The organism is Sphaerotilus sulfidivorans, from assembly GCF_013426975.1.
Lineage (GTDB): Bacteria > Pseudomonadota > Gammaproteobacteria > Burkholderiales > Burkholderiaceae_C > Sphaerotilus > Sphaerotilus sulfidivorans.
The window spans coordinates 17438-36697 of the sequence record NZ_JACCPY010000026.1 but is presented as its reverse complement, the minus strand read 5'-3'; the positions used below and the strand labels follow the sequence as shown (position 1 = coordinate 36697).

Here is a 19260-nt window from a genome sequence, read left to right as displayed (position 1 = left end):
TCGCTGCGGTCAAAGCAGCTGGAAGTCGGTGTCGAGCTTGACCGCGCCGGTCTGGGGCGCCTGCCAGCGCTCGACCCACGGCAGCCAGTCGTCGATCGGCATCGGCCGGGCGATGCCGTAGCCCTGGGCCTCGTCGCAGCCGAGATGCTCGAGCATGGCCATCAGCTTCGGGTTCTCGACGCCCTCGGCCACCACCGTCAGCCCCAGCGTGTGCGCCAGGCCGATGGTCGAGCGCACGATGCGCACATCGTCCAGATCGCGCTCCATGCCCATCACGAAGCTGCGGTCGATCTTGAGCTCGTCGACCGGCAGCCGCTTCAGGTAGGCCAGCGAGGAATAGCCGGTGCCGAAGTCGTCGATCGACAGCTGCACGCCCAGCTCGCTCAGGCGCTGCAGCGTCTGCAGCGCGCGGGTGGGGTCGTCCATGATCGCGCTCTCGGTGATCTCCAGGCACAGCCGGCCGGCCGGCACGTCATGCCGGCGCAGCAGGCTGTCGACCCGCTCGACCAGATCGACATCGAGCAGGTCGCGGGTCGAGAGATTGATGCTGAGCTTGAGCGGCTGGCCCCGCTCGGCCCAGCGCGCCATCTCGCGCACGCCGGTGGCCAGCATCCAGCGGGTGATCTCGCGGATGAAGCCGGTCTGCTCGGCAAACGGAATGAACTGCATCGGCGGCACCATGCCGCGCGCCGGATCGACCCAGCGCACCAGCGCCTCCGCGCCCAGCACCCGGCCGCTCTTCAGCCCGACCTTGGGCTGCAGGAACAGGCGCAGCTCGTTGCCGAGCACCGCCCGGCGCAGCTCGCTGAGCAGCGACAGCGAGACGCTGCTGCGGCTGTCCATCGACGGCTGGTAGACCAGCACGCCGGCCAGCCGGCGCTTGGCCTCGTACATCGCCACCTCGACCTGGCCGAGCAGGGCCTCGGGTTCGGTGCCGTGCTCGGGCGCCAGCACGATGCCCAGTCCGGCCGAGCAGTCGACCATCTGTTCGTCGATGCGCAGCGGCTGCTGCAGCGTCGCCAGCACCGCACGCGCCACCTCGCAAGCGCGCGCCGCATCGGCCTGCGGCAGCATCAGCCCGAACTCGTCGCCACCCAGCCGCGCCAGCAGCCCGCCGGCGGCCTGCGCCGCCGGCTCGAGCCGGCGCGCCACCTCGCACAGCATGCGGTCGCCGAAGCCATGGCCCAGGCCGTCGTTGACATGCTTGAAACGGTCCAGGTCGAGCATCAGCACCGCCAGCGGCCGCCGGGCATCGGCCGTAGCCAGCAGCGCGCCCAGCCGCCCGACGAACTGGGCCCGGTTGGGCAGGCCGGTCAGCGTGTCCCAGTAGGCCAGCCGGCCGATGTGCTGCTCGCGCTGCTGCACCGCCTGGCGCATCGCCTCGAAGGAGGCCGCCAGGCGCAGCAGGTCCTGCGGCGTGCGGGCCGGCTCAGGCAGCGCGACCGGCGTGTCGATCTCGCCGGCGCCCAGGCGTTCGGCCGCCCGGCGCAGCGTCAGGATCGGCGCGCTGAAGCGTCGCGCCAGCGCCAGGCTGCCCAGTGCCAGCAGCACCAGTGCAACCGCGGCCAGCTGGATCTGCTGGCGCTGCAGATCACGGAAGGGCAGCAGTGCCGGCGCGATCGCGCGGGCCAGCACCACATGCAGCGTCTGGCTGTCGGCCGGCGCATCGGCACGGGCCGAGGCCAGCCGGATGCGGAAGTCGCAGGCCTGCCAGTCCTCGCCATGCAGCTGCAGCAGCAGGTCGCAGCGCACATCCTGGAGCGGCGCGGCCGGCAGCGGCGCATCGATCGTGCTGGCGATCACCTGGGAAGCGCCCGGACGATCGAGCGCCAGCGCCACCCGCAGCCCGGTGATCTCGCCCATGCGATCCAGCAGGGCCCGGTCGAGGCTGAAGCCCATCAGCACCCAGCCGATCAGCCGGGGCGCGCGCACCGGCACCGCGACGATCTGGTAGGGCCGGCCGCCGACCATGACCAACCCGGGCACCTGCATCGCCTCACCCGCGCCGGCGGCATCGCTGCGGACCTGCTGCAGCGCCCGGGCCTCGGCCAGCAGCGGCGCGATCTCGGCGGCATCCAGCGGGGTGGTGGCCACCGCACGCCAGTCCGGATCGGCATACAGCGCCAGCGCCGCGCCGATGCGCTGGCCCTGGTTGAGCAGGGCATCCTGCAGCGTCGAGGTGTCGCCGCTGGCGATCGCGGAGCGAAAGCCGTAGTCGCTCGACAGCAGCCGGGCGGCCTCGCCGAGCCGCTCGGCACGCTGCGCCAGCAGCTGCTCGAAGATGCGCCGGCCGGTCAGCAGCTCGGTCTCGATGGCGCGGGTGGCGCTGCGGTCGATCGCGTCATGGGCCAGCCACAGGCCCACCGCCTGCCACAGCAGCACCATCGCGACAAAGGGCAGCGCGATGTAGAGCGCCAGCGAGCGATTCGGCCGACCGAGCATCCGGCGCATCGCGGCCTCAGGGCTGGACCGGCAGCCGCACGGCGGCCGCCACGGGCGAGGTGCCGACGCGCAGCGGCTGTGCCTGCAGGTCCAGCCCCTCGCGCATGTCGGGATGCCAGGCCTTCAGACGGTGTTCGCCCGCTGGCACCTCCAGCACCAGCCGGCCGGCCGCATCGGTGCGGCCGAACAGCGGGGTGTCGACCACCACCACATGGGCGATCATCTGGTCGTGAATGTTGCAGCCCAGCGTGATCACGCCGGCCCGATCGAACAGCACCGGCGCAGCCGGTCGGCCCGCATAGAGCTTGATCTCGAAGGTCTTGATCGGCGAGAAGGAATAGACATGGTGGCGCACCGTGTCCTGGTTGGGAAAGTCCACCAGCGTGCCGGTCTGTACCACCAGCACACCCGGATCGAAGTTGCGCTGGCGCTGCACCACCTCGGCGCGCGTGCCGGCCGCGGCGGTGCGGGCCGCGCCCCCGATCTCGACCGCCACCACTGCGCCGGCCAGCGGCCGGCCACTGGCGTCGGCCACGCTGACCGTCAGCGGCGCGGCCTGCGCTGCGCCCGCCAGCAGGCAGGGCAGAAGCATCGACAAGACGACAGGATGAACGGACAGACGCATGACAGGGGCGGCAAGCGGCGCGCATGGCGCGGGCAGAAGCCGAGCATCCCCGATGGCGGCGGTGTCCAGCCGCCGAAAAACCGCGCCGAAGCAGCCGCTATTGGCGTTTGGCTATTGACTGTTGGCGCGGGGAGCGCCCCGCTGGTGCCGGTGCCGTCACCAGCGCCGGCACCCCGGCACGGGGCGCCACCGCGGCCAGCGTCATCAGCACCAGCTGCTGCAGCGCCGCCCACGGGTCGTCCGGCCAGCGCGGGTCGCGCAGGCCCTTGACGATGCCATCGCAGACATGGGCCGCATCGACCAGCGCGGCCAGCTCGGCTGCCTCCAGCCGGGGCAGCACCCGCTCGAAGAGCTTTTCCTTCAGGCCCCAGACCCGCGCCTCGCGCAGCGCCATCGGCAGCGGCCGGCCCTGGCGCACGGCCGCGTGCACCCGCTGCAGGCCGCGCAGGTCGTCGGCCAGCGTCCAGTGCACCAGCACCGCCGCCTCGCCCTCGGCCTGCAGGCCGTCGAGCATGCGCAGCGCACGCGCCGCATCGCCCGCGAGCACCGCCTCGCCGAGGCGGAAGACGTCGTAGCGCGCGACATCGAGCACCGCCGCCTCGATCTGCTCGCGCGCCAGCACCGCGGGCGCGCCGCGCGGATCGGCCGGCGCGTGCAGCAGCGCCAGCTTGGCGATCTCCTGATGGGCCGCCAGCAGATTGCCCTCGACCCGGTCGGCGAAGAAGGCCAGCGCCTGCTGGCCGGCCTCGCCGTCCTCGACGCGCAGACCGTGCTGCGCCAGGCGCTGCGCGATCCAGACCGGCAGCGCGCGGCGCTCGACCGGATCGACCCGCACCGCCAGCCCGGCGCCGTCGAGCGCGCCGAACCAGGCGCTGCCGAGCTGGGTGCGGTCCAGGCGCGGCAGCAGCACCAGCGTGATGTCGTCGTCGCCGATCTGCTCGACATAGCGCTGCAGCGCCTCGGAGCCGTCCTTGCCCGGCTTGCCGGAGGGAATGCGGATCTCGATCAGCCGGCGCTCGGCGAACAGGCTCAGCGCGCCGGCGTCGCCCAGCAGACCGGCCCAGTCGAAATGACCGCCGGCGACGGTGTGCACCGTGCGCTCGCTGCAGCCGGCCGCACGCGCGGCGGCGCGCACCGCGTCGGCCGCCTCCTGCGCCAGCAGCGGCTCGTCGCCGTGGATGACATAGAGCGGGCGCAGGCCCTTGGCCAGGGCGGCGGCGAGCTGCTCGGCGCGGATCTGCATCGGTGTGCCCTGCCCCGGCTCAGGCCGGCCCGAGCGCCGCCAGCCGGCGCAGCACCTGCATCGCCAGGTCGGCGTGCATCGAGCGGAACAGCAGCGCGGCCTCGTGCTGCTTGGCCAGTGCGCTGCGCTCGCTGTAGCTCATGTCGCGGGTCTGGGCCAGCTCGGTCGGGGCGATCAGCTCGCGCCCGGCCGGCGTGCGCACCCGGAAGCGCAGCCGTGCGCGCAGCGTCATCTCCGAGATCTGCGAGGTCGAGGTGGTGGCGGCCACCAGATGCTCGCTGCTGTCCTGCAGCGACTCGACGATCAGGTCGGCCTCGGCCGGCGTGTCGGCCACCGTCACGCCGGGGCTGGCGCGCAGCTGGCGGCGCAGCTCGTCGGCCAGCGCCGAGTCTTCAGAAAAGCCCGACAGGAAGATGCGCTTCCAGGCCAGCTCCGGCGGGCGGCGCAGCTGGAAGCCGCAGCCCGCCAGCAGCGTCGTGGCCAGCGCGGCGGCCCCCAGCAGACGGCGGCGTGACGGGCGGCGAAGCATCACGGCCTCAGACCACCACGTTCACCAGGCGGCCCGGCACGACGATGATCTTCTTCGGCGTGCGGCCTTCCGAGAACTTCTCGACCTCGGGGCTGGCGGCGGCGGTGGCCTCGATCGTGGCCTTGTCGGCGCCGGCCGGCACCTTGATGGCGCCGCGCGTCTTGCCGTTGACCTGCAGCACCAGCTCGATCTCGTCCTGCACCAGCGCGGCCTCGACCACCGCCGGCCAGGCGGTATCGAGCAGGTCGCCCTGCGCGGCGGCGTAGCCCAGGTCGGCCCAGAGCTTCCAGGTGATGTGCGGGCAGGCCGGATAGAGCGCGCGCAGCAGCACCGAGAAGCCCTCGCGCAGCACCGCGGCGGAGCCGGCGCTGCCGTCGTGCCTGTAGCCTTCCAGCGCGTTGAGCAGCTTCATGCCGCCGGAGACGACGGTGTTGTACTGCATGCGCTCGAAGTCGTGGCTCACCTGGCGCAGCACCAGATGGACCTCGCGGCGCAGCGCCTTGGCCTCGGCGGACAGTTCGCCCGGCACCTCGGCCGGCGCGCCGGTCAGCACCGTCTCGTTCTTGAACGCGAAGGCCCAGATGCGCTTGATGAAGCGGTGCGCGCCCTCGACGGCCGACTCGTTCCACTCCAGCGTCTGCTCCGGAGGCGCCGCGAACATCACGAACAGGCGCGCGGTGTCGGCGCCGTAGCGGTTGATCAGCTCCTGCGGATCGACGCCGTTGTTCTTCGACTTGGACATGGTGCCCACGCCCTGGTAGTCGATCGCGGTGCCGGCAGGCAGGTCGCCCTTGGCTTCCTTCAGCTTGGCGCCGACCACCTTGCCGCCGGCATCCAGCACGTTCTCGACCTCGTGCGGCCAGAAGTACTCGATGCCGCCCTTCTCGGTGCGGCGCGAGTAGATGTGGTTGAGCACCATGCCCTGCGTCAGCAGCTTGGTGAAGGGCTCGTTGACCTTCACCAGGCCCAGGTCACGCATGACCTTGGTCCAGAAGCGCGCGTAGAGCAGGTGCAGGATCGCGTGCTCGATGCCGCCGATGTACTGGTCCATCGGCATCCAGTAGTCGGTGCCCTCGGCCACCATTCGCTGGTCGTTGCGCGCGTCGCAGTAGCGCATGAAGTACCACGACGAGTCCACGAAGGTGTCCATCGTGTCCGTCTCGCGCTGCGCGGGCTGGCCGCAGCAGGGGCAGGCGACGTTCAGGAAGTCGGTGCGTTTCTTCAGCGGATTGCCCGAGCCGTCCGGCACGCAGTCGATCGGCAGCACCACCGGCAGGTCCTTCTCGGGGACCGGCACCGGGCCGCAGCTCTCGCAGTGGATGATCGGGATCGGCGTGCCCCAGTAGCGCTGGCGGCTGATGCCCCAGTCACGCAGGCGCCAGGTGATCTTCTTCTCGCCCAGGCCCTTGGCGCCGACGAGTTCGGCGACACGATCAACAGCCTCAGCACTGGTCAGTCCATCCAGTTCGGAATTTGTGCCAAAGACCGTTCCATGAAGACCGAACGGCTCTTCCCATCGATGCCAACTCAGCATCCAAGATTTGCCGTTGCTAGGCCGGATGGACACCTCGCGCGCTATACCGCCTGCTTTTTCAATCTGCTGGGACACCGCAGCCACCTGAGCCGGATCGATGAGCTCCCAACCACTGGGCATCACCACAGGCTTGATCTCGATGCCGTACTTCTTCGCGAACGCGAAGTCGCGCTCGTCATGCGCCGGCACGCCCATCACCGCGCCGTCGCCATAGCTCATCAGCACGTAGTTGCCAACCCAGACATCGACCTGCGCGCCGGTCAGCGGGTGCGTGACGAACAGGCCCGTCGCCATCCCCTTCTTTTCCTGCGTGGCCAGCTCGGCTTCGGTCGTGCCGCCCTGGGCGCATTCGGCGATGAAGGCGGCCAGCGCCGGGTTCGTCGCCGCGGCGTGCGCGGCCAGCGGGTGCTCGGGCGCGACGGCGCAGAAGGTCACGCCCATGATCGTGTCGGCGCGCGTCGTGAACACGAACAGCTTGCCGTCCTGGATCAGCGCGCCGTCAGCGCCCCGGATCTCGTGCGGGAAGGCGAAGCGCACGCCGGCGCTCTTGCCGATCCAGTTCTCCTGCATCAGGCGCACGCGCTCGGGCCAGCCCGACAGGTAGTTCGGGTCCTGCGGATCAGCCACCGCACCCAGCAGCTCGTCGGCGTACTTGACGATGTTCAGGTAGTAGCCGGGGATCTCGCGCTTCTCGACCAGCGCGCCCGAGCGCCAGCCGCGGCCGTCGATGACCTGCTCGTTGGCCAGCACGGTCTGGTCGACCGGATCCCAGTTGACGGTCTGGGTGCGGCGCTCGGCGATGCCGGCCTCCAGCATCTTCAGGAACAGCCACTGGTTCCACTTGTAGTACTCGGGGTCGCAGGTGGCGACCTCGCGCGACCAGTCGATCGCCAGACCCATCGCCTGCATCTGGCCCTTCATGTAGGCGATGTTCTCGCGCGTCCACTTCTCGGGCGGCACGGCGTTCTTCAGCGCTGCGTTCTCGGCCGGCAGGCCGAAGGCGTCCCAGCCCATCGGCATCAGCACGTTGAAGCCGCGCATGCGCAGCTGGCGCGCCAGCATGTCGTTGATGGTGTAGTTGCGCACATGGCCCATGTGCAGCTTGCCGCTCGGGTACGGCAGCATCGAGCAGGCGTAGAACTTGGGGCGGCTCGCGTCTTCAGTGACGCGGTAGGCGTCGGCGGCGGTCCAGGCGGACTGGGCGGCGGCTTCGACGGCGGCGGGATCGTAGCGGTCTTGGAGGCTCATGGGCGCGGGAGGACTCGGGGCGGCAAAAGGGCCGCGGCGCCGTGCCCGCCGGACAAGCAGTCCGGCCAGCGGCTCGGCGAGGAATCCGGGGATTATCGCGCGCCCGCGCGCTCGGTCACGAAGGCGATCCGGTTCAGCCCGGCCTGCTGCAGCTGGCCGATCAGCTCGGCCACCCGGCCATAGGCCACCGACTGGTCGGCGCGCAGCATCACCTCGGGCCGCTCGCCGGGCCGACGGCCCGCCTCGGTCAGCCGGCGCTCGAAGGCGTCGGCCTCCAGACGCTCTTCGCCCCAGTAGAGCGCGCCATTGGCCTGCAGCGACAGCCGGATCGCCTCGGGCGCCTGCTCGGTGGGCTGCGCGCCCTCGGCCTGGGGCAGTTCCAGCTTCAGGCTGGAGGTCATCAGCGGCGCGGTGATCATGAAGATCACCAGCAGCACCAGCATCACGTCGATCAGCGGCGTCATGTTGATGTCGCTGATCGGCGCATCGGCCCTGCGGCGCTCGAGGCGGCCGAAAGCCATCTCAGGCCTCCCGGCGGGCGCGCTGCAGCGCCATCTCGCGCAGGTCGTGCGCCCAGCCCTCCAGATCGGCCTCGCACGAGGCAACCTGCTTGCCGAACAGGTTGTAGGCCAGCACCGCCGGAATCGCCACCGCCAGGCCGGCGGCGGTCATGATCAGCGCCTCGCCGACCGGGCCGGTCACCCTGTCCAGACTGATCGAGCCGCCCGCGGACAGGCCCACCAGCGCGTGGTAGATGCCCCAGACCGTGCCGAACAGGCCGACGAAGGGCGCGGTGCTGCCCACCGAGGCCAGCAGCACCTGGCCCGACTGCAGCTGTGCCAGCGCCCGGTGCAGCGCGTCGCGCAGCCGGCGGGTCAGGCGCGATTCGTCCTCGCTGCCGGCGTCGAGCGTGCCGGCCTCGGGGCGCTGCAAGGCGGCCTCGAGCGCGGGCAGCAGCACCCGCTCGCGGTCGAGCGTGGCCAGGCGCTCGCGTCCGGCCTGCAGATCGGGCGCGGCCCAGAAGGCCGGCACCGCGCGGGCCAGATCGGCACGGACCCGCGTCAGCACCCAGGCCTTCCACAGGATCACCACCCAGGCCGACACCGACATCGCCAGCAGCAGCAGCGCCACCGCCCGCGACACGGCGTCGCCCGCCGACCAGATCTGAGCGAGCGTGTTCACGCGTCGAGGTCCGTGGCGCCGGCTCAGAAGCCGAGCACGTCGTCCATGCCGTACAGGCCGCTGGCCCGACCGGCCAGGAAGCGCACCGCACGCAGGCTGCCCTGGGCGTAGGTGGCGCGGCTGCTGGACTTGTGGGTGATCTCGATGCGCTCGCCGGTGCCCATGAACATCACGGTGTGGTCGCCGACCACATCGCCGCCGCGCACGGTGGCAAAGCCGATGGTGCTGGGATCGCGCTCGCCGGTGACGCCTTCGCGGCCGTAGACCGCGCACTCCTTCAGGTCGCGGCCGATCGCGGCGGCCACCACCTCGCCCATCTTCAGCGCGGTGCCGCTGGGCGCGTCGACCTTGTGGCGATGATGGGCCTCGACGATCTCGATGTCGTAGCCTTCCTTCAGCGCCCGCGCCGCGGTGTCGAGCAGGCGCAGCACGACATTGACGCCGACGCTCATGTTCGGCGCCATCACGATCGCGATGTCCTTCGCGGCCGCGCCGATCTCGGCCTTCTCCTCGCCGCTGAAGCCGGTCGTGCCGATCACCAGCTTGACGCCCAGCTCGCGGCAGACCGCCAGATGCGCCATCGTGCCTTCGGGGCGGGTGAAATCGATCAGGCAGTCGGCGTTCTTCAGACCCTCGCGCAGGTCGGAGGCGATCTTCACGCCGCTGAGCCTGCCCAGGAAGGCGGTGGCGTCCTGGCCGACGGCCGGGCTGCCCTCGCGGTCGAGCGCGCCGGCGAGCACGCAGTCGTCGGAGGCCAGCACCGCCTCGATCAGCATGTGGCCCATGCGGCCGGTGCAGCCGGCAATGGCGACGCGCAGGCGGGCGTCGGCGGAAGAAGCGGAAGCGTTCATCGGGAAACGGTCTCGAGCGGAGGATAGGAACGGGCGGGCCCGCTGGCGGCGGTGCCCGGCACCAGCGCGGCGGCGCGCGTGGGTTTCGGGGGCGCGATCGCGCGCAGCTGCTGCTCGTCGAGCTCCAGCGGCGTGCGGCGCGGCTTCGGCGGGGAGACGTTGATCGAGTCGACGAACTCGCGCTCGCTCGGCGCCTCGCCGGCATCGAAGCGGTTCAGCCGGTCGCCGTCGAAGAAGACCGTCACCCGGCGCTGCTGCGGCTCGGTCCCCTGGCGGCGGATCGTGAAGACATAGTCCCAGCGGTCGCCGTGGAAGACATCGGTCAGCAGCGGCGAGCCGAGCAGCTGCCGCACCTGGTCGCGGCTCAGCCCGGGGCGCAGCTGCGCGACCATTTCCCGGGTGACCACATTGCCCTGGACGACTTCCATCCGGTAGGGTGTGACCAGACCGAGCAGGCGACCGTCGGACGAGATGGTCGAACACCCCGCTCCCGCGGCAAGCACCACGACGGCCAGGGCGGGTCGAAAAAGGCGGGACAGAGCAGCCATGTCGTTTTGGGTGGAGGAGAGCGACGAGAGACGGGATAGGCGCATCCCGATATGATCTGGGGATTCTAGCGAGGCCACCGAGGCCTGCACGACACAGGCGACCCCATGACCAACGCGGAAGAACTCAAGAGCTCGGGCCTGAAGGCCACCCTGCCGCGCATCAAGATCCTCGACATCTTCCAGCGCGCCCAGCAGCGCCACATGACAGCCGAGGATGTCTTCAAGATCCTGCTCAGCGAAGGCTCGGACATCGGCCTGGCCACCGTGTACCGGGTGCTGATGCAGTTCGAGCAGGCCGGCATCCTGAGCCGCAACCACTTCGAGAGCGGCAAGTCGGTCTTCGAGCTCAACGAGGGGCAGCACCACGACCATCTGGTCTGCCTGGACTGCGGCCATGTCGAGGAATTCTTCGATCCGCAGATCGAGTCGCGCCAGCGCATGGTCGCCCAGGAGCGCGGCTTCACGCTGCAGGAGCACACGCTGGCGCTGTACGCGCACTGCACCAAGGACGCCTGTCCGCACCGCAGCATCAAGTGATGCGCGCAGTGTGCGATCCGGGGTTCAGAGCCCCTGGTCGCCGCGCTCCATCAGCTCGCGGTGGCGCTTGATGAATTCCTTGTAGGTGTCGATGCCGCGCAGCTGCAGCACCGTGTTGCGCACCGCAGCCTCGACCAGCACCGCCAGGTTGCGCCCGGCATCGACCGCGATCACCGCCTTGCGCACCGGCACACCCAGCACCGTCTCGTGCAGCGGCTCGTAGGGCAGGCGCTCGAAGTCGCGCTCGAGCGTCTCCTTGCGCACCAGGTGCACGATCAGCTTCAGCCGCATCTTCCGGCGCACTGCGGTCTCGCCGAAGATCGCCTTGATGTCGAGCAGGCCGATGCCGCGCACCTCGAGCAGGTCGCGCAGCAGCTCCGGGCAGCGCCCCTCGATCGCCGACTGCGAGACGCGGAACAGGTCGACCACATCATCGGCCACCAGGCCGTGACCGCGCGAGATCAGCTCCAGCCCCAGCTCGCTCTTGCCCAGGCCGGACTCGCCGGTCAGCAGCACGCCCAGGCCGAGAATGTCCATGAAGACGCCATGCCGCGAGGTGCGCTCGGCGAAGTGCTGGCCGAGAAAGCCGCGCAGCACGTCGATGACATGGCCGGCCGAATCCTGGGTGCAGAACAGCGGAATGTCGGCACGCTCGCACATCGCCACCAGGCGGTCAGGCGGGGTGCAGCCATCGGCCACCACCAGCACCGGCGGCTCGAGCGCCACGATGCGCGAGATGCGCCGCTCCTGCGTCTCGCTGTCCGACTCCTGCAGGTAGGCGACCTCGCGACGGCCGACGATCTGCACCCGGTAGGGATGGATGTAGTTCAGATAGCCGACCAGGTCGGCCGCGGACTGGGCGTCGCGGACGGCGACCTCGTCGAAACGGCGCTCAGGATGCGCATGACCAGCGATCCACTCCCACTTCAGCGAGGAGCGATGCGCATCGAACAGCGCCTCGGCGCTGATGACGGTCGGTTTCAACTCAGGCCACCGAGCGCATCGGCTCCCAGCGGGAAATCAGCTCATGCAGCCGCGCCGGATCCTCTTCGGTCTTCAGGCGCTCGCGCAGGTCCCGGTCGGACAGCAGTTCGGCAATCTCGGACAGGATCTCGAGATGGCGCTGTGTCGCGGCCTCGGGCACCAGAAGGAAGATCAGCAGGCTGACCGGCTCGTCGTCAGGCGCCTCGAAGCCGATCGGCTGCGCCAGACGGATCACGGCCGCCAGCGGATTCTTCAGCCCCTTGATGCGACCGTGAGGGATCGCGACGCCATGGCCAAGCCCGGTGGAGCCGAGCCGTTCGCGCGCGAACAGGTTGTCGGAGACGGTGGCCCTGGCAATGGCCTGCTGGTTCTCGAAGAGCAGGCCCGCCTGCTCGAACGCGCGCTTCTTGCTGGAAGCGTCCACGTTGACCAGCACATTGCCGGCGGGAAGGATCGCGGCGAGACGGTTCATCGGGATCAGGCGCCGACTCGGGCTGGAGGCCGTCGCAAACGCGCAGTCAGGTGTGTTCGGGGGACCGATTATAGGAAGTGCCGCACAGCTTGCGCGCACCCCGACGGGGCAGATGCAGGACCAAGGGCGTCATGTTGTATCGCGGACGCAGTCAGAGGACAGTCAGAAGGCCACAAGGATCGGCCAAATGAGCAGATTTCGCTTTTCAGGTCGACCGCAGAAGTGGCGACGGCCCCTTCGAGGGGCCGTCTTCCGTGCGACCCGGCGGGGGTCGCTATACCTGCCGCGGCAGGTGAACAGGCCTCAGACGGCCTCGGTGAAAGCAGTGCTTCGCTTCGGCGATACGTGGTGGTGGTTCTGAAGTTTGTCCTTGTGGCGGACGACCTGTCGGTCGAGCTTGTCCATCAATTGGTCGATCGCGGCATACAGATCCTCGTGCGAACTCTCAACAAAGATGTCGCGGCCCTTCACATGCAGCGTGACCTCGGCACGCTGACGACGCTCCTTCTCCTTGTTCTTCTCCACGGTGAGCAGCACGTTGACGTCCACCACCTGATCGAAGTGCCGGGTCACGCGGTCGAGCTTGGTGAGCACATACTCGCGTAGAGCCGGGGTGACTTCCAGATGATGACCGCTGATCGTCAGATTCATGTGGCCTCCTTTCGAGAGGTAGGGGTGGGAAGATGCTGTCGTTGTCGGGAAAACGGCCTGGAGAGAGCACTGCGGATGGCAGAGGGTTTCTCGCAGGCGGAAGGAATCCGTAGGTCTTTGCTTCTTGCTCTTGATGTCTGGCTTGGATTCAGTGTGACCCTTTCGTGAAAGGCTGACAAGCCCGGGTCATCACACCCTGCAGGCACTGTGTGGAATTGCGCTGGTACCGCGAGAACGGGATTAATCTCCGGGTTTGCGCTCATTCAGGCCCGCATCCTGCGACGGTGCAATAATCGGTTCGCCCTGAACTCCCCTGCGCGCGCCGTTCCCGATGCTCAACGTCTTCACGCTGGCCAGCGGCCGTCTGTTCCAGGAAGAGGTCGACCAGCCGGACGCGCTGGCCCATGTGTCGCCGGTCTGGGTCGATCTGGAAGCCCCCACGCCCATCGAGAAAGGCTGGATCCTGGGGCGCTTCGGCCTGACGATTCCCGACGACATCGTCGACGACGACCTCGAGGAGTCCGCCCGCTTCTACGAGGAGGACAACGGCGAACTGCACATCCGCTCCGACTTCCTGATCGATGACGGCGAGACGCCGCGCAACGTGCGCGTGGCCTTCATCCTGAAGGACGGCGTGCTGTTCTCGGTCCATGCGGAGGATCTGCCGGTGTTCCGGCTGCTGCGACTGCGCGCACGGCGCATCCCGGCGATGATCGAGGACGCCAAGGATGTGCTGCTCAAGCTCTACGACGCCGACGCGGAGTACTCGGCCGATGCGCTGGAGGGCATCTACGACGCGCTGGAGAAGGTCAGCGCTCGGGTGCTCAAGCAGGAGGTGGACGACCATGCCGCCGCCGAGGCGCTGTCGGCCATCGCGCACCAGGAGGATCTGAACGGCCGCATCCGCCGCAACGTGATGGACACCCGCCGCGCCGTCAGCTTCATGATGCGCAGCCGGCTCCTGAACGCGGAGCAGTTCGAGGAGGCACGCCAGATCATGCGCGACATCGACTCGCTCGACAGCCACACCGCGTTTCTCTTCGACAAGATCAACTTCCTGATGGATGCCACCGTCGGCTTCATCAACATCAACCAGAACAAGATCATCAAGATCTTCTCGGTGGCCTCGGTGGCGATGCTGCCGCCGACGCTGATCGCCAGCGTCTACGGCATGAACTTCCAGCACATGCCCGAGCTGAGCTCGCGCTGGGGCTATCCGCTGGCGCTCGGCCTGATGGCGCTGTCGATCGCCGCACCGCTGGTGTATTTCCGCCGCAAGGGCTGGATGCGCTGAGCGCACCGCCGCCCCCGACGCTTCGCGCACTATGCACGCCAGAGCCCATCCTGCCCCCGCTAGACTGACGCCGCCAGCCTCGGACCGAGGCCGGCGCCAGACCATCGAAAGCCCGGGCGAGCCCTCGTCACGGTTGCGGGGAAAGAAAGGCTGGCTGGCAGGGCTGCTGATCGGCATCACCCTGCCAGCCCTTGCCCAGTTCGACACGGCGCCGCCTTCGCGCACGCCCCGCCCTGCGCTGGCGACGATGGCCACCACCGAGGCAGCCTACCGGATCGACGGCGCCCGCCACATCTACCTGAATCACCCCGAGCGGATCCACGACGGCCTGCTGCCGCCCTTCCTGCATGCGATCGCCGGCGTGCGCACCACGATCGACGCCCACGGGCGGGTCAGCCGCATCGAGATCACCCGCGAGCCCGCGGTCGCCCGCGAGGTCCTGCCGTGGATCGAGCGTCTGATCCGCGCCGCCGAGCCCTATCCCCGCCCCCCGGCCGGACTGGACACGGTGCGCTGGGACGAGATCTGGCTGATCGACCGCAGCGGCCGCTTCCAGCTGCACACCCTGTCGGAGGGCCAGCAGCAGGCGCCGGACAGCCCGGACGACGACACCGACGACGAGGACGAAAAAGGGGCTGCTGGCGCGCCCTCGGGCCCTGGCCGCTGACCGACCCGCCTCAAAGCCCGGTCGTGCGGCGCAGCAGCGCGAAGGCGGCCCGATCGCTGATCAGGCCGAGCCCGCCCAGCAGCTTCATCACCCGGCTGAAGCGCTTCGGGAAATGGATCTCGAACTCGCCGCGCGCCCAGCCGCGCAGGATCTGGCGCGCCGCCTCCTCCGGCGAGATGAGCGCCGGCATCGGGTGGGTGTTGCCCGCGGTCAGCGGCGTGGCCACGAAGCCCGGGCAGACCACCGACACGCCCAGCCCGCGCGGCCGCAGGTCCTGCCACAGGCTCTGCGCCAGGCTGGTCAGCGCCGCCTTGGTCGGCCCGTAGGCCAGCGCCATCGGCAGGCCGCGGTAGCCGGCCACGCTCGACACCAGACTGACATGGCCCGTGCGCTGCACCAGCAGCACCGGCAGCACCGCGTCGAGCAGCCGCCAGGCGCCGCCGACATTGATGTCCTGATGGCGCAGCGCCTCCTCCAGATCGAGCCGGTCGGCGCGCATCGGCGTGTAGTGGCCGGCGCAGTACATCGCCAGATCGATCCGGCCCAGATGCGCCTGCACCCGCGGCACGGCGCCCGCCAGAGCCCCCGGCGCGCAGGCGTCGAGCGGCAGCGCCAGCGCGCCGGCATGCCGCGCGGCGAAGTCCTGCAGCGGCCCGGCCTTGCGCGCCGACACCACCACGCGCGCGCCCGCCACCGCCAGCGCCTCGGCGGTCGCCAGGCCGATGCCCGACGAGGCGCCGACGATCCAGACGCCCTGCCCGTGCCAGTCGCGCAGACGCGGATTGAGACCGGCGCTGCTCATGGCTTGTGGAAGGCCAGCGTGACCTCGCCCAGACGGATGCCGAACTTGCTCATCGTCGCCTTGTTCAGCATCACCTTGCGCTCGGCATCCATCAGATACATCCAGTCGTCGAACTGCACCTCCCAGACCCGGCCGTCGACCGGCAGCGCCAGCGTGTACTGCCAGCGCAGCGCGTTGCCGGCGGCCTGGCCGCGCGCCTCGCCGACCACATCGTCGGCGCGGCCGGTGTAGCGGCCGCCGCCGTGATCGGTCAGGCGCCAGACGCGGCGCTCGGTCTTGCCGTCGCTGTAGAAGAAGTCTTCCTCCAGCACGCCTTCCGGGCCGTTCCAGCGGCCGACCAGCTTGACGGTGAAGCGGCGCACGACCTGGCCGGAGCGGTCGGTGAAGACGCCATGCGCGGTCATCGGGCCGTCGAAATACTCGCGCAGCAGCAGGCGCGGCTGCTCGGCGGCGTACTGCTCGACCGCGGGCGAGGCGCAGCCGGCCAGCATCAGCAGCGCGCCGAGCAGGCCGGCGCCGGCGGCACGGCGCAGCGGAAGGGACGGGGATGTCATCGCGGATCTCCTTGCAGGGATGTCGGAGGCAGCGCGCCGGCCAGCCGCCACAGCAGCGCCAGCGCCATCAGCTTGAAGACGCAGGGCAGCAGCGCGTAGGTCAGGCCGAGCATTTCCAGGCCCTGCGGATCGCGCGAGCCCGGCTGGTAGCCGGCCCACTGCAGCAGCGGCAGCGCCAGGCCGGCGGCCAGCGCCAGATTGAGCTTCGAGGCGGCCGTCCACCAGCCGAAGAAGCGCCCTTCCGCCCGGCCGCCCAGGCCGCTGCGCCGCACCACCGCCGCCAGCAGCGCACCCGGCAGCGCCAGATCGGCGCCGAGCGCCAGGCCGCTGGCCACGCAGACCAGCAGGAAGCCGCGCCCGTCGCCCTCGCCCAGCAGCACCGCGCCGCAGAAGGTCAGCACCGCCAGCACCATGCCGGCGCCCCAGGCGCGCACCAGGCCCAGGCGGTCGACCGAGCGCACCCACAGCGGCAGCGACAGCGCACCGGCCAGGAAATAGCTCGCCAGGAAGGCGCCCTCCCACTGCGGCAGCTGCAACCGGTCGCGGATGAAGAACAGCACCAGCGTCGCCGGCACCGCGCTGGCGATGCCGTTGAGCATGAACACCGCCAGCAGCCGCCGGAAGGCCGGCAGCTGCCACGGTCCGGGCGAGGCCGCCTCGGTGTCCGGCAGATCGGGCTCGGGCACCGGTCGATCCGCCCGGGCCAGCGCCAGCACGCCCAGCGCCAGCGTCACGATGAAGACCGTCAGGCTGACCGGCAGCCCGGCCAGCGAGGGCAGCACGCTGGCCAGCACCACGCCGACCAGCGCCGCGCCCTCGCGCCAGGCCACCCGGCGCGCCTGGGTGGCGTCGTCGCCGCCCAGTCGCGCGCCCCAGGCCTGGTGCAGCACGCTGGCCACGCTCCAGGCCAGACAGGTCGCCAGCAGCAGTGCCGCGCACCAGGCCAGCAGCGCCGGCAGCTCGCCGCGCAGCGCCGGCAGCGGGAAGAACAGCCCGGTCAGCCCGAGCATCAGTACCGCCGCCGCCAGCGCCAGCCAGCGCAGCGTGCGCGAGAACGGCCCCGACAGCAGCCGGTCCACCCGCAGGCCGATCCACGGATCGAGCAGCGCGTCGAGCGATCGCACCGCCAGCAGCACCCCGCCCAGCGCCGCCAGCGGCACGCCGAACTGCTCGGCGTAATGGTTGGGCAGCACCACATAGAGCGGCAATGCGACGAAGGCCAGCGGCAGCCCGAGCGCGCCATAGCGCAGGCCGGCGCCGATCGCGGCGCTCATCCGCCCGCTCCCAGCAGCGCGGCGCGCAGCTGCGGCTCGGCCCCGCGCGGCGACAGCCAGATGCCGAAGAAGAGCCGTGCGAACTCGGCCTCGGCCACCTCGCCGGTCGGGCGGCCCTGATGCAGGAAGCGTGCGCCCCGGCCCGCCCGGTTCACGCCCACCAGGCGCTCGCCGGACTGCACATCGGGAAACGCGGCGCGCATCGCCGCGCGCCAGGCCTCGGCGCGGGCCTCGTCGAAGCGGTCGAGCCGGCGCATTTCCTCGATCGAGCGGTCGGCGATGCCCTCGCCCGACAGGCGCCGGGCATAGATCAGCTCGAGCGCGAAGTCGCGGCCGGCGTAGTCGTCGGCACTCAGCGGCGCGGCCGCGCCAGGCCGCCACAGCCGGGCGTCATAGATCGACAGCCCGAGCCAGCGAAAGCGCATCGTGCCCTGCAGCCGCGGCTCGGGCAGCGCGGCACGCACCTCCGCCGGCGGCTCGGTCGCCCGGGCGACCGGCGCCAGCAGCCCCAGCGCGGCCACCGGTGCGGCCCGCAGCCAGACTCGGCGCGTCGTCATGGCCGCCTCAGGGTGTACTGCACGACATTCGTGTTGCCGGTGTCGAAGGCCGCTTCGCAGTAGGCGAGATAGAAGTCCCAGGTGCGCATGAACGGCAGGTCGAAGCCCAGCGGGCGGATCTGCTCGGCCTGCGCATGGAAATCGGCGCGCCAGCGCCGCAGCGTCTCGGCGTAATCCGGCCCGAAGGCCAGCGTGCGCTCCACCTCCAGCCCGGCGCGCCCGGCGGCCAGGCGGAACTCATGGTCGCTCGGCAGCAGGCCGCCGGGAAAGATGTACTGCTGGATGAAGTCGGTCGAGCGCACATAGCGGTCGAACAGGTCGTCGCGGATGGTGATGGTCTGGATGCAGGCGCGCCCGCCCGGCTTCAGGCTGCGCGCCACCGTCTCGAAGTAGGACGGCCAGTAGGCGCGCCCGACCGCCTCGAACATCTCGATTGACACCAGCGCGTCGAAGGGCGCGTCGGCGATGTCGCGGTAGTCCTGCAGCCGCAGCTCGGCCTGCCCGCCCAGGCCCTGGCGCGCCAGGCGCTCCTGGGCCCAGGCGAGCTGCTCGGTCGACAGCGTCACGCCGGTCAGGTGCGCGCCGCGCCGTGCCGCCGCCTCGGCCACCGCGCCCCAGCCGCAGCCGATCTCCAGCACCCGGCTGCCCGGCTGCACGCCGGCCTCGGCCAGCGCGCGGGCCACCTTGGCGTCCTGCGCCTCGGACAGCGCACGGCCGTGATCGCCGTCGAACCAGGCGCTCGAGTAGTTCATCGTGGCATCGAGCCACAGGCGATAGAACGCGTTGCCGAGGTCGTAGTGCGCGTGGATGTTGCGACGGCTGCCCTCGCGGCTGTTGCGGTTGCGCCAGTGCTGCAGCCGGTGCAGCAGCGAGCCCCACCAGCCGCCGAAGATCAGCCGCTCGATCGCCTCGCGGTTGAGCAGCAGCAGGCGCAGCAGCGCCGGCAGGTCGTCGGTGTCCCAGTCGCCGGCGATGAAGGCCTCGGCAAAGCCGATGTCGCCGGACTTCAGCGCGGCCGTGAACACCTTCTGGTCGTGGATCACCAGCGTGGCGCGCGGCTCCAGGCCCGAGCCCAGGCGCAGGTGCGAGCCGTCAGGCCAGCGCAGATCGAGCGTGCCGTGCTCGATGCGCTTGAGCAGGCCCAGCACGGTGCGGGTGGCGGCGCTGGCACCCCGAGGCAGCAGCATCTCGGTCGGGGTCGACGAGGACACGGACGGGCGCAGCGGCAGGCCGGGCAGCGCGGCGGAACGGACAGGCTGGTTCATC

The 19260-nt window shown here is 70.5% G+C and carries 20 protein-coding genes; 3 read left to right on the top strand and 17 right to left on the bottom strand.

From position 1 onward, the window contains the following. Positions 1-9: 9 nt before the first annotated feature. From HZU84_RS14630 to HZU84_RS14590, 9 genes are all read right to left on the bottom strand, one after another. Positions 10-2451, bottom strand: coding sequence for a putative bifunctional diguanylate cyclase/phosphodiesterase (locus HZU84_RS14630; RefSeq protein WP_149504797.1), 2442 nt, complete (start codon positions 2449-2451; stop codon positions 10-12). Positions 2452-2458: 7 nt separating this feature from the next. After that, positions 2459-3034, bottom strand: coding sequence for a methylamine utilization protein (locus HZU84_RS14625; RefSeq protein ID WP_244954552.1), 576 nt, complete (start codon positions 3032-3034; stop codon positions 2459-2461). 130 nt (positions 3035-3164) lie between these two features. Further along, the gene (holA, locus tag HZU84_RS14620; protein WP_149504799.1) at positions 3165-4310 is read right to left on the bottom strand and encodes a DNA polymerase III subunit delta; all 1146 of its coding nucleotides are present in this window, start codon (positions 4308-4310) and stop codon (positions 3165-3167) included. A gap of 19 nt (positions 4311-4329) precedes the next feature. Continuing rightward, positions 4330-4839: an LPS-assembly lipoprotein LptE gene (locus tag HZU84_RS14615; RefSeq protein WP_149504800.1), complete on the bottom strand. Its 510-nt coding sequence runs from the start codon at positions 4837-4839 to the stop codon at positions 4330-4332. A gap of 7 nt (positions 4840-4846) precedes the next feature. Continuing rightward, positions 4847-7621 (bottom strand): leucine--tRNA ligase, encoded by a 2775-nt coding sequence (gene leuS, locus HZU84_RS14610; protein ID WP_149504801.1) that lies wholly within the window; start codon positions 7619-7621, stop codon positions 4847-4849. 92 nt (positions 7622-7713) lie between these two features. Continuing rightward, entirely contained in the window at positions 7714-8142 is a 429-nt protein-coding gene (locus HZU84_RS14605; RefSeq protein ID WP_149504802.1) for an ExbD/TolR family protein, read from the bottom strand. A 1-nt stretch (position 8143) separates the two neighbouring features. Next, the gene (locus HZU84_RS14600) at positions 8144-8803 is read right to left on the bottom strand and encodes a MotA/TolQ/ExbB proton channel family protein (protein ID WP_244954351.1); all 660 of its coding nucleotides are present in this window, start codon (positions 8801-8803) and stop codon (positions 8144-8146) included. Positions 8804-8826: 23 nt separating this feature from the next. Next, positions 8827-9654, bottom strand: coding sequence for a 4-hydroxy-tetrahydrodipicolinate reductase (dapB, locus tag HZU84_RS14595; RefSeq protein ID WP_149504803.1), 828 nt, complete (start codon positions 9652-9654; stop codon positions 8827-8829). Further along, positions 9651-10082: an outer membrane protein assembly factor BamE gene (locus tag HZU84_RS14590; RefSeq protein WP_244954352.1), complete on the bottom strand. Its 432-nt coding sequence runs from the start codon at positions 10080-10082 to the stop codon at positions 9651-9653. Before HZU84_RS14590 ends, dapB begins: the two co-directional genes overlap by 4 nt. A 225-nt stretch (positions 10083-10307) precedes the next feature. Here HZU84_RS14590 and fur point away from each other — a divergent pair, with 225 nt between their 5' ends. Further along, positions 10308-10739 (top strand): ferric iron uptake transcriptional regulator, encoded by a 432-nt coding sequence (gene fur, locus HZU84_RS14585; protein WP_149504805.1) that lies wholly within the window; start codon positions 10308-10310, stop codon positions 10737-10739. 24 nt (positions 10740-10763) lie between these two features. Here the strand turns inward: fur and hprK are convergent, their stop codons facing one another. The 3 genes from hprK to hpf form a co-directional block, all read right to left on the bottom strand. After that, positions 10764-11723, bottom strand: a complete 960-nt coding sequence (hprK, locus tag HZU84_RS14580) for an HPr(Ser) kinase/phosphatase (RefSeq protein ID WP_149504806.1) — start codon at positions 11721-11723, stop codon at positions 10764-10766. A gap of 1 nt (position 11724) precedes the next feature. Further along, on the bottom strand, positions 11725-12195 hold the full coding sequence (locus HZU84_RS14575; RefSeq protein ID WP_037477254.1) for a PTS sugar transporter subunit IIA: 471 nt from the start codon (positions 12193-12195) through the stop codon (positions 11725-11727). A gap of 303 nt (positions 12196-12498) precedes the next feature. After that, positions 12499-12846: a ribosome hibernation-promoting factor, HPF/YfiA family gene (gene hpf, locus HZU84_RS14570; protein WP_149504807.1), complete on the bottom strand. Its 348-nt coding sequence runs from the start codon at positions 12844-12846 to the stop codon at positions 12499-12501. A gap of 331 nt (positions 12847-13177) precedes the next feature. Here hpf and corA point away from each other — a divergent pair, with 331 nt between their 5' ends. Continuing rightward, entirely contained in the window at positions 13178-14140 is a 963-nt protein-coding gene (gene corA, locus HZU84_RS14565; protein WP_149504808.1) for a magnesium/cobalt transporter CorA, read from the top strand. A gap of 133 nt (positions 14141-14273) precedes the next feature. Beyond that, positions 14274-14807 carry a hypothetical protein gene (locus HZU84_RS14560; protein WP_180692975.1) on the top strand — a complete coding sequence of 178 codons (534 nt, stop codon included), beginning with the start codon at positions 14274-14276 and terminating at the stop codon, positions 14805-14807. A 10-nt stretch (positions 14808-14817) separates the two neighbouring features. Here HZU84_RS14560 and HZU84_RS14555 read toward each other — a convergent pair whose 3' ends face one another. From HZU84_RS14555 to HZU84_RS14535, 5 genes are read right to left on the bottom strand one after another with little or no spacing between them, the layout of a single operon-like run. Continuing rightward, positions 14818-15609, bottom strand: coding sequence for an SDR family NAD(P)-dependent oxidoreductase (locus HZU84_RS14555; RefSeq protein ID WP_149504809.1), 792 nt, complete (start codon positions 15607-15609; stop codon positions 14818-14820). Continuing rightward, complete coding sequence (locus HZU84_RS14550) at positions 15606-16163, bottom strand: DUF3833 domain-containing protein (RefSeq protein ID WP_149504810.1); 558 nt, start codon at positions 16161-16163, stop codon at positions 15606-15608. The genes HZU84_RS14555 and HZU84_RS14550 overlap by 4 nt, the downstream gene beginning before the upstream one ends. Then, positions 16160-17437: an MFS transporter gene (locus tag HZU84_RS14545; RefSeq protein WP_149504811.1), complete on the bottom strand. Its 1278-nt coding sequence runs from the start codon at positions 17435-17437 to the stop codon at positions 16160-16162. Before HZU84_RS14545 ends, HZU84_RS14550 begins: the two co-directional genes overlap by 4 nt. Further along, positions 17434-17994, bottom strand: coding sequence for a chalcone isomerase family protein (locus tag HZU84_RS14540; protein WP_149504812.1), 561 nt, complete (start codon positions 17992-17994; stop codon positions 17434-17436). The genes HZU84_RS14545 and HZU84_RS14540 overlap by 4 nt, the downstream gene beginning before the upstream one ends. Beyond that, on the bottom strand, positions 17991-19259 hold the full coding sequence (locus tag HZU84_RS14535) for an SAM-dependent methyltransferase (protein WP_149504813.1): 1269 nt from the start codon (positions 19257-19259) through the stop codon (positions 17991-17993). Before HZU84_RS14535 ends, HZU84_RS14540 begins: the two co-directional genes overlap by 4 nt. Position 19260 lies beyond the last annotated feature (1 nt).